Here is a 14,068-nt window from a genome sequence, read left to right as displayed (position 1 = left end):
ACGCCTGTTGCCGGAGCAAGGCAGGTATCGCGGCTCAGATGCGGAAGCTTTCGCCGCAGCCGCACTCGTCCTTGACGTTCGGGTTATGGAACTTGAAGCCCTCGTTCAGGCCTTCGCGCGCGAAGTCCAGTTCGGTGCCGTCGATATACGGCAGGCTCTTCGGGTCGACGAAGACCTTCACGCCATGCGACTCGAACACATTGTCTTCCGCCGTCGCCTCGTCCACATACTCCAGCTTGTAGGCCAGGCCGGAACAGCCGGTGGTGCGCACGCCGAAGCGCAGGCCCAGGCCCTTGCCGCGCCGGTCTATGTAGCGGGTGATATGCTTTGCCGCTTTTTCAGTCAGTGTGATTGCCATCGTTACACTCTCTCCATGAAGCTGGCGGACGTCATTGCCGTCCGCCCATGCCGCCCTGCCCTCAGGCGACTTCGCTGCTTGCGCCGTGCTTGGCCTTGTAGTCCTGCACCGCGGCCTTGATCGCGTCTTCCGCCAGGATCGAGCAGTGGATCTTCACCGGCGGCAGCGCTAGTTCTTCCGCGATCTGGGTGTTCTTGATCGACATCGCCTGGTCCAGGGTCTTGCCCTTGACCCATTCCGTGATCAGCGACGACGACGCAATCGCCGAGCCGCAGCCATAGGTCTTGAACTTCGCATCCTCGATCACGCCGTCGGCGCCGACCTTGATCTGCAGCTTCATCACGTCGCCGCAGGCCGGCGCGCCGACCATGCCGGTGCCGACGCTCTCGTCGCCCTTTTCAAACGCGCCCACATTGCGCGGGTTTTCATAGTGGTCCAGTACCTTGTCCGAATAAGCCATGGTGTTGCTCCTTGAATGCAGTAATTAGTGTGCCGCCCATTGGATCGAATTGATGTCGATCCCTTCCTTGTACATGTCCCACAGTGGCGACAGTTCGCGCAGCTTGGTCACCTTGTCCTTGATCAGCTGGATCGTGAAGTCCACGTCTTCCTCGGTGGTGAAGCGGCCGAAGGTGAAGCGGATCGAGCTGTGCGCCAGCTCGTCGCTGCGACCCAGCGCCCTCAGCACATAAGATGGTTCCAGACTGGCCGAAGTACAAGCCGAACCGGACGACACCGCGATGTCCTTGATCGCCATGATCAGCGATTCGCCTTCCACATAGTTGAAGCTGACATTCAGGTTGTGCGGCACACGATGCTCCATGTCGCCGTTCACATAAACTTCTTCCATTTGTGTGAGGCCAGCGGCCAGGCGGTCGCGCAGCGCGCGGATGCGCTCGATCTCGCTGTCCATCTCTTCCTTGGCGATGCGGAAGGCTTCGCCCATGCCGACGATCTGGTGGACCGGCAGCGTGCCCGAACGCAGGCCGCGCTCATGTCCGCCGCCATGCATCTGCGGCTCGATCCGCACGCGCGGCTTGCGGCGCACGAACAGCGCGCCGATGCCTTTCGGGCCATAAGTCTTGTGCGCGGTGAACGTCATCAGGTCGACCTTGGTCTTCTGCAGGTCGATCGGCATCTTGCCGGTCGCCTGGGCAGCGTCGCAATGGAAGATGATGCCCTTCTTGCGGCACAGTTCGCCAATCTCGTCGATCGGCTGGATCACGCCGATCTCGTTATTGACCAGCATCACCGAGACCAGGATGGTGTCCGGGCGGATTGCCTCTTCCAGCTGGGCGATGGTGATCAGGCCATTGTCCTGCGGCTGCAGGTAAGTGGCCTCGAAGCCCTGGCGCTCCAGTTCACGCACGGTGTCCAGCACGGCCTTGTGCTCGGTCTTGACCGTGATGATGTGCTTGCCCTTGGTCTTGTAGAAATGCGCGGCGCCCTTCAGCGCCAGATTGTTGCCTTCGGTCGCGCCGGAGGTCCAGATGATTTCGCGCGGGTCGGCATTGACCAGCGCCGCCACCTGTTCACGCGCCTGCTCCACCGCCTGCTCCGCGGTCCAGCCATACATGTGGCTGCGCGACGCCGGATTGCCGAACTGCTCGCGCAGGTAGGGAATCATCTTGTCGGCCACGCGCGGATCGATCGGCGTCGTCGCCGAATAGTCCATGTAGATGGGGAAATGCGGCGCTTTCAGGGTGTCGATCAGGTTTTTGGTCAAAGGTGCATTCATAGTATTCAACTCCGTTCGGATCAGGCGGCCGCTTGGGGACGATGTACGACGACCACGTTGTGTTCATTCATTTTTTGCTTCTGCTGGTCCACCAGGTCCTTCAGGGAAACCGAGTCCAGGTAATCGACCATCTTGGCATTGAGCGTCGCCCACAGGTCGTGCGTCATGCAGCGGGTGCCGTTTTCCGGGGTATGGCCATGGCAGTTTTCCTTGCCGCCGCACTGGGTGGCGTCCAGCGGCTCGTCGACGGCGATGATGATGTCGGCCACCGTCACGTCTTCCGCCTTGCGCGCCAGGTGATAACCGCCGCCGGGACCACGCACGGATTCGACGATTTCATGGCGGCGCAGCTTGCCGAACAGCTGCTCGAGGTAAGACAGGGAAATTTCCTGACGCTGGCTGATGCCGGAGAGCGTAACCGGACCCTTGTCCTGGCGCAGCGCCAGGTCAATCATCGCGGTGACGGCAAAACGGCCTTTGGTTGTTAAACGCATGCATCCGGCTCCAAGTACACGGAAAAGACATTCCCGAACATTTCAGTCAAGTATATCAAACTTGAGTAATCTTGTCAGGTATTGGTTTCGGATGGAACCTTCTGAATTTCTGCGGCGGGCAGCATTATTTCACAGCTAGGCGATTAACGTATCATCTGTGCAATAGGTCCATGGGACCGAACAGGGCCTGCATGCCAGCGTTATCGATGAAGGTCAGGTTGTAAGGATGTTCGGATACGGCCTTGGGGAAGAGCGCATTTTCCGGCAGGCCGCTCAGCAGTTCCGCCGCCTTGCCCCACAGCACCATGGTTGGCAATGCCGCCTTCTCCGTTTCAGCCTGCGCAGCCAGCGCGGACAACACTGCCCGCATCAGCGGCTGCCAAGCCTTTGCCTCTTTCAGCGGCGGCACATGGGGCCGGAAAACCAGTGCCGCATTCAGCAGCAGGAAACCATGCCCCAGCAGCTTGTCCTGCAATTCTTCGCGGGTCTGGATCCATGGCGAACCGGCAGCGCTGGCCTGGGCCGCGATTGGCTCCAGCGCGGCGCCGCTGGTCTGGCCCTTTTTCAGGTGGCCGCTGGTCACCAGCAGCATTTTCATGAAGTTGCGCAGGGAAGTCGCGCGATTGACTGGCTTGGACAAGCCCTTTTCCGACCAGAGCGCATGCACTGCGCCATCCATGAAACAATAACCCGTGGCGCTTTCAGCCCGTGGATAAGGCCCCTCGCCCACCAGCACGTAGCGAACCGACGGCAGAGGCTGGGAAAACGCCGCGAAAATGCGGCCTTCGGTAGGTAAAAAGGTATCCGCGGCCAGCTCGGGCAGATAATTCGGACTGGTCCGCGAAACCGCGGCCAGCCCGTCATGCAGCACTGGCCGCCAGGAGGAATGCGCCAGCTTCAGCGCATCGGTGAACAAGGAAGGAATCGCGTCGGACATCGGCTGCACCCGGTAGCAAAAACGCGATTTTACGTTGTTCGGTGATTAACTGCGGGCGATGGGCACGACATTGTCGGAACCGCCGGCGCCAAACAATTGCTCCTTCAGGATCCGCAACTGGTCGCGCACCTGGGCCGCCTTTTCGAATTCCAGGTTCTTGGCATGGTCGATCATCGCCTTCTCCAGCCGCTTGATCTCCTTGCTGACCTGTTTTTCGCTCATCGACTCATACTTTGCCTGCTCCTGCGCCACTTGCAGTTCGGCGCGTGCTTCCTGCGGACTATAGACGCCATCGATCAGGTCGCGGATTTCCTTGCGGATACCCATCGGCGTGATGTTGTTGGCGGTATTGAACGCCACCTGCTTGGCGCGGCGCCGCTCGGTTTCCTCTATCGCCCGCTTCATTGAGTCCGTCACCTTGTCGCCGTACAGAATGGCCATGCCGTTCAGGTTACGTGCGGCGCGGCCTATGGTCTGGATCAGGCTGCGCTCGGAACGCAGGAAGCCTTCCTTGTCCGCATCCAGGATCGCCACCAGCGACACCTCCGGAATATCCAGACCTTCGCGCAGCAGGTTGATGCCGATCAGCACGTCGAAAGTACCGATACGCAGGTCGCGGATGATTTCCACCCGCTCGACGGTATCGATATCGCTGTGCAGGTAGCGCACCTTGACGCCGTTGTCGCTCAGGAATTCGGTCAGCTGCTCGGCCATGCGCTTGGTCAGGGTAGTCACCAGCACGCGCTCGTTCTTCGCCACCCGCTCGGTAATTTCCGACATCAGGTCATCGACCTGGGTGCTTGCCGGACGCACCGAGATGAGGGGGTCCACCAGGCCAGTCGGACGCACCACCTGCTCGACGACCTGGTCGGCATGCGAACCTTCATATTCGGAAGGCGTTGCCGAGACGAAGATCGTCTGCCGCATCTTGGTTTCAAACTCGTCGAAACGCAGCGGACGATTATCAAGTGCCGATGGCAGCCGGAAGCCATAATCCACCAGATTGGTCTTGCGCGCCCGGTCGCCGTTATACATGCCGCTCAACTGTCCGATCAGCACATGGGATTCGTCCAGGAACATCAGCGCATCACGCGGCAGATAATCGACCAGCGTCGGCGGCGGGTCACCCGGCTTGGCGCCGCTCAGGTGGCGGGAATAGTTCTCGATGCCCTTGGTGAAGCCGATTTCCTGCATCATCTCCAGGTCGAAGCGGGTGCGCTGCTCCAGCCGCTGCTCCTCGATCAGCTTGTTCTCCTTGCGGAAGAAATCCAGCCGTTCGCGCAACTCTTCCTTGATCGACTCGATCGCCCGCAGAACGGTGCCGCGCGGCGTGACGTAATGCGAGCCGGGATACACGGTAAAGCGCGGGATCTTTTGCCGGATGCGGCCGGTCAGCGGATCGAACAGCTGCAGGCTTTCGATCTCGTCATCGAACGTCTCGACCCGGATGGCCAGTTCCGCATGTTCCGCCGGGAAAATATCGACGGTATCGCCGCGCACGCGGAAGGTACCGCGGCCAAAGTCGACTTCATTGCGGGTGTACTGCATCTGGATCAGGCGGGCGATCAGATCGCGCTGGCTGACCTTGTCCTTGGCACGCAGCGTCAGGATCATCTGGTGGTATTCATTCGGATTACCGATACCGTAGATCGCCGACACCGTGGCGACGATCACCACGTCGCGCCGCTCCATCAGCGACTTGGTGCAGGACAGGCGCATCTGCTCGATATGTTCGTTGATCGAAGAATCTTTTTCGATGAACAGATCGCGCTGGGGCACATAGGCTTCCGGCTGATAGTAGTCGTAATAGCTGACGAAATACTCCACCGCATTGCGCGGGAAGAACTCGCGGAATTCGCTGTAGAGCTGCGCCGCCAGGGTCTTGTTGGGCGCAAAGACGATGGCCGGACGGCCCGAACGGGCGATCACATTGGCCATCGTGTAGGTCTTGCCGGAGCCAGTCACCCCGAGCAGGGTCTGGTAGAACAAACCATCGTCTATGCCCTCGACCAGCTTGCCAATCGCATCCGGCTGATCGCCCGCAGGCGGAAACGGCTGGTAGAGCTGGTAGGCGGAGTTGGGGAAAGTGATGATTTTCGATTCGTCGATCGTGCTGGAAACCTCGGATAATTCAGCCATTGTCATCAGACCTTTGGTAAAATATCAGGCTGCATATTTACGCAAGGCAACACTACCCTCCGCGCAGTATCCAACCCGACTGTAATCGATTTTGCGGTCAACTTTTCATTCAACCACAATGAACGCACCTGCTCCTGCATCCCTCTTTGCCGCCATCGAGATGGCGCCCCGCGACCCGATTCTGGGCATTACCGAAGCCTTTGTTGCGGACAAGAATCCCAACAAGATCAACCTCGGCGTCGGCGTATATTACGATGACAACGGCAAGGTGCCTTTGCTGGAATGCGTGCGCAAGGCGGAAGCGCTGTTGATGGAGAAAGCCGCGCCGCGTACCTATCTTCCGATCGACGGCCTGGCTGCTTATGACAAAGCGGTGCAAGAACTCGTATTTGGGGCTGATAGCGCTGTAATTCAAGAAAAACGTGCGATTACCGTCCAAGCTTTGGGCGGCACCGGCGGCCTGAAACTGGGCGCGGATTTCCTGAAGCGCTTCTCCCCGGATGCGCAGGTCTGGATCAGCGATCCGAGCTGGGAAAATCATCGTGCGCTGTTCGAATCGGCTGGCTTCACTGTTAACAGCTATCCCTACTACGACCCGGCCACCCGCGGCGTGAACTTTGACGGCATGCTCAATGCGCTGCAAACCATGCCGGCCGGCTCCGTCGTCGTGCTGCATGCCTGCTGCCACAATCCGACGGGCGCCGACCTGACCGATGCCCAGTGGGACCAGGTGATCGACGTCGTCGGCCAGCGCGGCTTGCTGCCTTTCCTGGACATGGCGTACCAGGGCTTTGGCGACGGTATCGAGCAGGATGGCAACGTGGTGCATCGCTTCGCCGCGACCGGCGGCCCGCTGTTCGTATCGAACTCCTTCTCCAAGTCGTTCTCGCTGTACGGTGAGCGCGTTGGCGCGTTGAGCATTGTGGCCGTCAGCGCCGAGGAAGCCGCCCGCGTGCTGTCGCAGTTGAAGCGCGTGATCCGCACCAACTATTCCAACCCGCCCATCCATGGCGGCCAGGTGGTTGCCACCGTGCTGTCGACGCCGGAACTGCGTCAGAAGTGGGAAGAGGAACTGGCTGGCATGCGTTTGCGCATCCGCGAGATGCGCAAGCTGCTGGTGGAAAAGCTGGCTGAAAATGGCGCGTCGCAGGACTTCGGTTTCGTGGTCCGCCAGCGCGGCATGTTTTCCTATTCCGGCCTGACCAAGGCACAGGTCGAGCGCCTGCGCACCGAGCATTCCATCTATGCGATCGACACCGGCCGCATCTGCGTTGCCGCCCTGAACAGCAAGAACATTGACCTGGTTGCGAAGGCAATCGCCAGCGTTCTCTGATACCAGTTACCAGCCGGGCAGCCGCCCGACTGACAGCAGTCTTTATTTGTTGCAATGCTTTGACAAAGTAAGAACGGCAAGACTATAATCTTGCCTCCTTTCCCTGATAGCTCAGTCGGTAGAGCGACGGACTGTTAATCCGCAGGTCCCTGGTTCGAGTCCAGGTCGGGGAGCCAGAACAAGAGGGCCTGATTGCAAAATCAGGCCCTCTTTCTCTTTAGTGAGAGCACTGTATTACCGAGGTAAGTTTTTTCAAATGCGCTCTTGGCGAACTGCAATATCCCGCCTATAATAGCGCCTCTTTTCCCTGATAGCTCAGTCGGTAGAGCGACGGACTGTTAATCCGCAGGTCCCTGGTTCGAGTCCAGGTCGGGGAGCCAGAATACAAAAGGCCACGTTCATACGTGGCCTTTTTCATTGCCGACGCCATCACGCGTTGCCGGCATCATGAAAACTTTGCCGGTCCTTTTTTACCAGGATTGCTTTTTTTTCAATGTGCTGTCGTCGTAATTTTTTCCCAACATCAACACAAAAGCTCCGTTGCCGAGGCATGGCGCCGGTAAACGAGGGATTTCCCCGCCCTCCTTCCTCATCCACTCTCTGGCATGCCGATTGCATAACACTTCCCAATCAAGAGTGTGTACAGGCATAGCCGCATCCAAGGAGAACGAGGGCCATGAAACGATCCGACGAGATGATAGAAATGCTGGTTTCTTCCGTTAGGGATGACACCAGCGAGAGAGACAAGGCGGTTCTCAGACGCGTGCTGTGCGAACTGGTCCGGGTTGCTCAGGCTGAATCGGTCCAGTCCATCGAGGCGGACCTGCGGGTCGTGGAAATGGCCATCAGCAGCAAGTACCGCCATTAGGAACACTACACAGCCGGAAAGGCGTTAGTAAGTACTCCTGTATTCCCTGCCCTGATCAAAGCGGTCCTGCCAATGCTTGAGATAAGACAGGGCAAGATCGGGGTTATTCCAGATAACCACCACGTTTTCGCTGTTCGATTTAGCCGCTGCCTTGCTGTAATTGAAGGAGCCGGTCTGCACGGTGGATTTATCCACCACCATATATTTGTCGTGATGAATCGCGTAACGCGAAATCGTGCGGGTAGGAATGCCCGCGCCCACCAGCAGATTCAGTGCCGCCAGGCTGGCCTTGGATTTGTTCCCGTTCTCATCCACCACCACCCGCACGTCAACGCCTCGTCTTTTGGCGTTGAGCAGCGCCTTGGCAATGACCGGGGAGGTAAACGAGTACGCCGCCACGCCTATGCTGCTCCGCGCCGACCCGATGGCCTTGACGACCAGATCCTCGCTTCCCTCATTCGGCGAGAAGGCAACCTCGATGAGCTGATTGCCCGGCGCCTGTACCGAAGCACCGCCGCGCACTCCCGCGCCACGCAGCAGGTCGCCCGTTTTTTCCAGGACCTGATCGACCAGCATCTCCACGGCATCACCGCTTTTCGCAGAGACACCGAAGTAGGCCGTAGCCAGGATGAGGGTAAGAAGAATCTTTTTCATGTGCCGCTATTGATGACTTCGTCCGTTTTCACGGCGAAAGCGGCTGGAATTGTACTGTATATTTATACAGAATAATAATCGTTTATCGGCTTCATGTTCATTTTATGTTTCCAAATCGTCGGTAAGCCTGTTTCGTTGCAGCCAGCCAGACCCGCCCAGTAAAGTTGTCAGAAAAATCACTTACCTCTTGCTAAAACCTGTTCAAAGCCGACATCGCGCAAAACAAGCGCAAATATCTGACGTGTAGGGGGCGAAAAGCAGTATTTTCCTGCAACCAGCTATAAAAAACGCAGTCGTACTCCTACCTCCGACACGAGACGCCAGTAAACCTGCCTCGCTGTCCTCCTCTTCGCCCCGCCCGAGAAACGCGAAAAAGTCGCGGGACTTCATCTTTTCCTACAACGCAACAAGTGCCTGTCCTATACCGGCCGCGTTTTCATTTCGACATACTTCTTCCTGAGACTGCCGCACAGAAATGCTGATGCTTAAAAGATGCGGCGCTAATCGATTCAAACTTAACCCATCACAGGAGATCACCATGTCGTGTGCGCAAACTATCGAAAGCAACACTGCTCCGACCACTACACCGACGCGGTCTGCGGGATCGGGCAGTCGCACGCATAAAATCTGGTCCAATATGCATGATGTCTGTAATCTCCTTCGCATTCCGTCAGGCACATTCGTCGGCGACGACGACCAGCATTTCCAGCACGTCCAGTTCAAGGCCGGTCAACGCATCCATACCGCGGGCCAGCCGTTCGACATGCTCTACATCGTTAATTGCGGCTTCCTGAAGTCGGTCATGATCGATGAATTCGGCAATGAACAGATCCTCAGCTTCCCGATGAAGGGCGACCTGTTCGGCATCGATGGCATTCACACCAAGAAATACACGTCCGAGGCAGTGGCACTGTCGAGCTGCGACATCATCCTGATCCCGTTCGCAAAATTTGCCGCGCTTGGCCGCACCAACCCGGTTCTGGAAACCGCACTGTACGGCCTGATGAGCCGCGAGCTGATCCGTGAACAGGGCATGATCACCATGCTCGGCTCCCTGACGGTCGAAGCCCGTGTCGCACGTTTTCTGGTGTCGCTGTCCGAGCGTTTCTCTGCAATCGGCTACTCTGGCAAGGCATTCAACCTGCCGATGACGCGCCGTGAAATCGGTAATTACCTGGGCGTCACCCTGGAAACCGCCAGCCGCACGCTGTCGGCATTCAACGAGTTGGGCCTGATTTCGGTCGATCAGCGTTCGATCTATATTCACGACATCAACGCATTGAAAACCCTGCGCCGCCTGCCGCCATCCCGCGCAAGGATCGAGCAGCAGGAGAAGAAGGCTGCAGCTGCTGCTGCGGCGGCTTCCTCCAGCAGCGAATTCATCCAGGTAGCGCCGACCACCGCCATGCGCGAACAGATGGCAGTCGTATAAGCCTTGCCGTGGGCGCAGCGGGAACGGAAAGCAGCATCACTTCGTTCCACGCCCACCAAAAAACGCCGGATCAGCGACTTGGTTGTCATAATGACACCCAGCCGTGGTTCGGCGTTGTCATGCCCGCCCCCGGCACAGCAGTCTGCTATCCTGGACCGCAGGCTATCGTTACCGATCAACAACTATTACTCACGAGTGAATATATGAAAGCAATGATACTCGCCGCTGGCAAGGGGACGCGCGTACGGCCACTGACCTACGATGTGCCCAAGCCCATGATCCCGGTGTTGGGCAAGCCCGTGATGGCCTACCTGATCGAGCATCTGGCGCGTTGCGGCGTAGACGAGATCATGGTCAATGTCAGTCACCTGCACGAAAAGATTGAAGAGTATTTCGGCGAAGGCCAGCAATTCGGCGTGCGTATCGGCTATTCCTTCGAAGGCTATACGGACGACAAGGGCGAAGTCGTGCCGGTCCCGCTGGGATCGGCCGGCGGCATGAAGAAAATCCAGGAATTCGGCGGCTTCTTTGATGAAACGACGATCGTCCTGTGCGGCGATGCACTGATCGACCTGGATATCAAGGCTGCTGTTGAAGAGCACAAGCGCAAGGGCGCAATGGCGACCGTGATTACCAAGGAAGTGCCTTGGGACAAGGTATCGAGCTATGGCGTGGTGGTGACCGACGCCGATGGCCGCATCCAGCGTTTCCAGGAAAAGCCGGCACAGGAAGAGGCACTGTCCAACTTCGCCAGCACCGGCATTTATATCTTCGAGCCGGAAGTGATCGACCTGATTCCGTCAGGCACCGAGTTCGACATCGGTTCCGACCTGTTCCCGCTGCTGGCGGAAAAAGGCCTGCCGTTCTACGCCCAGGGTCGCCCCTTCGAATGGATCGATATCGGCAGCATCACCGACTTCTGGACCGTGCTGCAAAGCGTGATGCAGGGCGAGGTGGAAAGCCTCAAATTGCCGGGCAAGCAGGTGGCCGACGGCGTCTGGGTCGGACTCAACGCGCGCATCGACTGGGAAGGCACCACCATCGAAGGCCCGGTGTACATCGGTTCCGGTGCGCATATCGAAGCCGGCTGCCACATCGTCGGGCCGACGTGGATCGGGCATGGCAGCCACATCGTCGGCGGCGCCGAAGTGGTTCGCAGCATGATTTTCGAGTACACCCGGATTGCCCATGACGTCGAGATCGAGGACATGATCGTCTTCAAGGACTATTGTGTCAGCCGGGACGGCGAAATGCGCCATATCAGCGACTGCACCGACACCATCTGGGGCAATGCCCGCGACCGCCGCATTGCGCGGCGCGCCTGAAGCAGCGTCATCCATCACAGCGGGGCGTCAGCGACGCGCCCGCTGCCCGTACTCCACCATGCGCCGCAGGCCCAGCCATTGCTGGCGCCAGAAGCCCCGGCCATAATCCCTGCCCTTGCCCTGCGGCGGCGGCAACTGGTCCCGGATCCCGGTCAGCGCAAATCCATCGCCGAAGCGCGCGGTACCGAACAGCAAATCCCATACCGGAAACAATACGGCAAAGTTGTGGCCGCCAAGGCTGCCGCGGCCGCGGCTCTCATGGCCGATGCCGATCGCATGGTGCAGACGATGAAAACGCGGTGAAACCAGCAGGCGTTCCCCGACCGAGCCGAAATGCAGCCGGATGTTCGCATGCTGAACGCTCTGCAGAATGCGCGACAGGGCAACCAGCAGCACATATTGTCCGGGCTGCACGCCGATGAACAGCGCGATAACCGCCAAGAACAGATCGCGCAGCAGGTCATCCAGCAAATGATTCCGGTCATCGCTCCAGAGGTTCATGTTCTGCTGGCTGTGATGCAGGCTGTGCAGGCCCCACCACCAGCCGATATTGTGCTGCGCGCGGTGATACCAGTAATCGAAAAAGTCCAGCACGAGCAGGTAGAGAAAGAATGACACTAGCGGCAGGTCGGTGACGCCGGGCCAGATCTTGTCGAGATCGAACTGATGGATGCCGTGCAGATGCAGGAAGGCTGTGAACTGGTCGATCAGCGGGTCCAGCAAAAAGAAGATCACCAGGGTGAAGGCGCCCAGGCGATGCACCACGGTGTAGATGAAGTCATTCCAGCGCGCACGGCGATCATCGAACGCATGTACGGGGATCATTGCCTCCAACGGACGCAGCACCAGCCATAGCAGCACCAGTTCACAGACGCCGATCAGAAACCATTCGGTGCCTTCGAAGGCATTCTCGGTGAACTCCCCGAGGCCGGACCAGAACAGCAGCGGCTGCACAACGGTTTCGAACAGCCACGCCTGGGCAATGGCAAAAGAATCAGACAGCGACGCGATCACGGACGATTTCCTTTCACGGCGACGCCGGACCGCAGCCGCTTGCCGATGTCAGGATGCTCGCGCAGCGTCGCAAAACAAAAGCCCTTCTGTTCCAGCCCCGCAAGCAATGGTTCCAGCACCGCCGGCGCCCATGCTTCCTTGCGGGACCAGATACCCAGATGCGCCATGAAGATATCGCCGTCGCGCAGTCCGTTCAGCGCACGCGCCAGTAATTCCTGATTCGATACACGCTCGCTCGGCAGTTCATCTCCCGAAAACCCGGCCGGTGCCCAGCCGGCGTGGGCCAGTCCACAGGCCTGGCCAGCGGCCTGGCTGACCCGGGTCAGCTTGCCGCCCGGCGCGCGCCAGAAGGGGTCCAGCCCGGCGCCGGTGAGTTCGCGGAACCGGCTGTCCACCCGGCGCAGTTCATCGCAATACTGCTGCTGAGTCCAGATCAGCTTCCTGCCGGCCTGCGGGCCGAACTGCGGCCGTACTTCCAGCTTGCCATCGGCCGCATCGCGTAGCGCATAGACATGGTCAAAGGTATGGCTGCCGAAAGCATGGCCATCGTCGCGCAGGGCTTTCCAGTACGACGCCCAGGACGGATCCAGCGAATAATCGCCGCGCACGGTCTTTTCATTGGCCAGGAAGAAGGTGGCCTTGGCATGATGACGGCGCAGCGTGTCGGCAACCAGCTGCGCCTGCGACTGGCTGCCGGTGTCGAAGGTCAGGTAGATGGTGCCGCGGCAATCGCCGGCCTGCGCGGCGGGCGCAGCAGACAGGACGATGCAGAACGTAGCGACAAGGCGTCGCACCCGCTTACCTCGGAGAATGATTGATGAAATAGACGCCATGCGGAGAGCGACCCACCGGAATCATCTGTATGACTTTCTTGCTGGGCACGTCGATCACCGCCACCTTCTTGATCCAGCGCAGCGTGACCCACAGCGTCTTGCCGTCGTCGGTCAGTTCCATGCAGTCCGGGCCGCCCGGAACGTCGATCGTGCCGACGTTCTCCAGTTTTTCCTGGTCGATGATGTTGATCGTATTGGAAACGCGGTTGGAAACGAAGATGAAACGCTTGTCGCCGGTCAGGCGAAAATTATGTGCGCCCGCCCCTGCCTTGATGCGCTTGACGGTTTGCTGCGTGCGCCAGTCGATCACTTCGACATAATCGCTGCCCATGATGCCGACCAGCAGATATTTTTCGTCCGGCGTCATCGCGATCCCGGCCGGCAGCTTTCCGACCGGCATGGTCCACTTGACTGTCTGGGTCGTCAGGTCGATGGCGCTGACCTGGTCGCTGCCCTGCAAGGTGATGAACACCATCTTGCTGTCTTTGGTGAACGCCATGTGGCTGGGCATCTTGGCCAGCGGTACCCGCTTGCTGAGCTTCATGTCCTTGCCGTCATAGGCATAGATGTCCACCCGGTCCAGGCGCAGCGCATTGGAGACGAACCACTTGCTGTCGGGCGAAAAGCCGATCTGGTAGGGATCGATGATGTCCGGAATGCGGCGCTGCATCTGGCCGGTGCGCGGGTCCAGGAAAATCAGTTCATTGCTGACGGCACTGGCGACGATGAGCGACTTGTTGTCCGGCGTCGCCATCAGATGATGCGGCTCCTTGCCAACTGGAAGAGAACCGATTTCCTGATGCGTCGTCTGGTCCAGCAGGCTGACGGTGGCATCCCGGGAATTCAGGACCACGACCACATTGGCGTGGGCTGCAGCGGCTGTCAAAGCAAAGGCCAGGCAAAGGCCGCGACGAAGAAGATGAAGCATGGTGACCATTCAAAC

At 58.9% G+C, this 14,068-nt stretch carries 14 protein-coding genes and 2 tRNA genes; 6 read left to right on the top strand and 10 right to left on the bottom strand.

Features of this window, described 5'->3' with window-relative positions:
* Positions 1 to 34: 34 nt before the first annotated feature.
* From iscA to uvrB, 6 genes are all read right to left on the bottom strand, one after another.
* Entirely contained in the window at positions 35 to 358 is a 324-nt protein-coding gene (gene iscA / locus ABC383_RS01190) for an iron-sulfur cluster assembly protein IscA (RefSeq protein WP_194714481.1), read from the bottom strand.
* 61 nt (positions 359 to 419) lie between these two features.
* Positions 420 to 818, bottom strand: a complete 399-nt coding sequence (gene iscU, locus ABC383_RS01185) for a Fe-S cluster assembly scaffold IscU (protein ID WP_413011216.1) — start codon at positions 816 to 818, stop codon at positions 420 to 422.
* Positions 819 to 842: 24 nt separating this feature from the next.
* Positions 843 to 2,096 carry an IscS subfamily cysteine desulfurase gene (locus ABC383_RS01180; protein ID WP_413011214.1) on the bottom strand — a complete coding sequence of 418 codons (1,254 nt, stop codon included), beginning with the start codon at positions 2,094 to 2,096 and terminating at the stop codon, positions 843 to 845.
* A 20-nt stretch (positions 2,097 to 2,116) separates the two neighbouring features.
* Positions 2,117 to 2,590 carry a Fe-S cluster assembly transcriptional regulator IscR gene (gene iscR / locus ABC383_RS01175; protein ID WP_194714484.1) on the bottom strand — a complete coding sequence of 158 codons (474 nt, stop codon included), beginning with the start codon at positions 2,588 to 2,590 and terminating at the stop codon, positions 2,117 to 2,119.
* Between the two features lie 151 nt (positions 2,591 to 2,741).
* Complete coding sequence (locus tag ABC383_RS01170; RefSeq protein ID WP_413011212.1) at positions 2,742 to 3,527, bottom strand: uracil-DNA glycosylase family protein; 786 nt, start codon at positions 3,525 to 3,527, stop codon at positions 2,742 to 2,744.
* 45 nt (positions 3,528 to 3,572) lie between these two features.
* Positions 3,573 to 5,666: an excinuclease ABC subunit UvrB gene (uvrB, locus tag ABC383_RS01165; protein WP_413011210.1), complete on the bottom strand. Its 2,094-nt coding sequence runs from the start codon at positions 5,664 to 5,666 to the stop codon at positions 3,573 to 3,575.
* 118 nt (positions 5,667 to 5,784) lie between these two features.
* Here uvrB and ABC383_RS01160 point away from each other — a divergent pair, with 118 nt between their 5' ends.
* From ABC383_RS01160 to ABC383_RS01145, 4 genes are all read left to right on the top strand, one after another.
* The gene (locus ABC383_RS01160; RefSeq protein WP_413011208.1) at positions 5,785 to 6,999 is read left to right on the top strand and encodes an amino acid aminotransferase; all 1,215 of its coding nucleotides are present in this window, start codon (positions 5,785 to 5,787) and stop codon (positions 6,997 to 6,999) included.
* Between the two features lie 100 nt (positions 7,000 to 7,099).
* Positions 7,100 to 7,175: transfer RNA gene (locus ABC383_RS01155), tRNA-Asn, on the top strand.
* 128 nt (positions 7,176 to 7,303) lie between these two features.
* A tRNA-Asn gene (locus ABC383_RS01150) sits at positions 7,304 to 7,379 on the top strand.
* 296 nt (positions 7,380 to 7,675) lie between these two features.
* Positions 7,676 to 7,867 (top strand): hypothetical protein, encoded by a 192-nt coding sequence (locus ABC383_RS01145; protein ID WP_413011206.1) that lies wholly within the window; start codon positions 7,676 to 7,678, stop codon positions 7,865 to 7,867.
* A 24-nt stretch (positions 7,868 to 7,891) separates the two neighbouring features.
* On the opposite strand, the gene ABC383_RS01140 is transcribed toward ABC383_RS01145, so the two are convergent.
* Positions 7,892 to 8,521, bottom strand: coding sequence for a phospholipase D family nuclease (locus ABC383_RS01140; RefSeq protein ID WP_413011204.1), 630 nt, complete (start codon positions 8,519 to 8,521; stop codon positions 7,892 to 7,894).
* A gap of 637 nt (positions 8,522 to 9,158) precedes the next feature.
* Between ABC383_RS01140 and ABC383_RS01135 the strand changes: the two genes are divergently transcribed.
* Both ABC383_RS01135 and ABC383_RS01130 read left to right on the top strand, forming a co-directional pair.
* Positions 9,159 to 9,953 (top strand): Crp/Fnr family transcriptional regulator, encoded by a 795-nt coding sequence (locus ABC383_RS01135; RefSeq protein ID WP_413016200.1) that lies wholly within the window; start codon positions 9,159 to 9,161, stop codon positions 9,951 to 9,953.
* A gap of 203 nt (positions 9,954 to 10,156) precedes the next feature.
* Positions 10,157 to 11,278: a nucleotidyltransferase family protein gene (locus ABC383_RS01130; protein WP_413011202.1), complete on the top strand. Its 1,122-nt coding sequence runs from the start codon at positions 10,157 to 10,159 to the stop codon at positions 11,276 to 11,278.
* A 27-nt stretch (positions 11,279 to 11,305) separates the two neighbouring features.
* On the opposite strand, the gene ABC383_RS01125 is transcribed toward ABC383_RS01130, so the two are convergent.
* Genes ABC383_RS01125 through ABC383_RS01115 form a run of 3 tightly spaced genes read right to left on the bottom strand, consistent with a single transcriptional unit; the run spans position 11,306 to position 14,053 of the window.
* On the bottom strand, positions 11,306 to 12,292 hold the full coding sequence (locus ABC383_RS01125) for a sterol desaturase family protein (RefSeq protein WP_413011200.1): 987 nt from the start codon (positions 12,290 to 12,292) through the stop codon (positions 11,306 to 11,308).
* Complete coding sequence (locus tag ABC383_RS01120) at positions 12,289 to 13,125, bottom strand: polysaccharide deacetylase family protein (RefSeq protein ID WP_413011198.1); 837 nt, start codon at positions 13,123 to 13,125, stop codon at positions 12,289 to 12,291. The genes ABC383_RS01125 and ABC383_RS01120 overlap by 4 nt, the downstream gene beginning before the upstream one ends.
* Complete coding sequence (locus ABC383_RS01115) at positions 13,091 to 14,053, bottom strand: YVTN family beta-propeller repeat protein (RefSeq protein ID WP_413011196.1); 963 nt, start codon at positions 14,051 to 14,053, stop codon at positions 13,091 to 13,093. The genes ABC383_RS01120 and ABC383_RS01115 overlap by 35 nt, the downstream gene beginning before the upstream one ends.
* Positions 14,054 to 14,068: the final 15 nt, after the last annotated feature.

It is taken from the genome of Noviherbaspirillum phoenicis, assembly GCF_047237965.1.
Taxonomy (GTDB): domain Bacteria; phylum Pseudomonadota; class Gammaproteobacteria; order Burkholderiales; family Burkholderiaceae_D; genus Noviherbaspirillum_A.
Note: the sequence above shows the minus strand (reverse complement) of the source record. Positions and strands in the feature narration are given on the sequence as shown.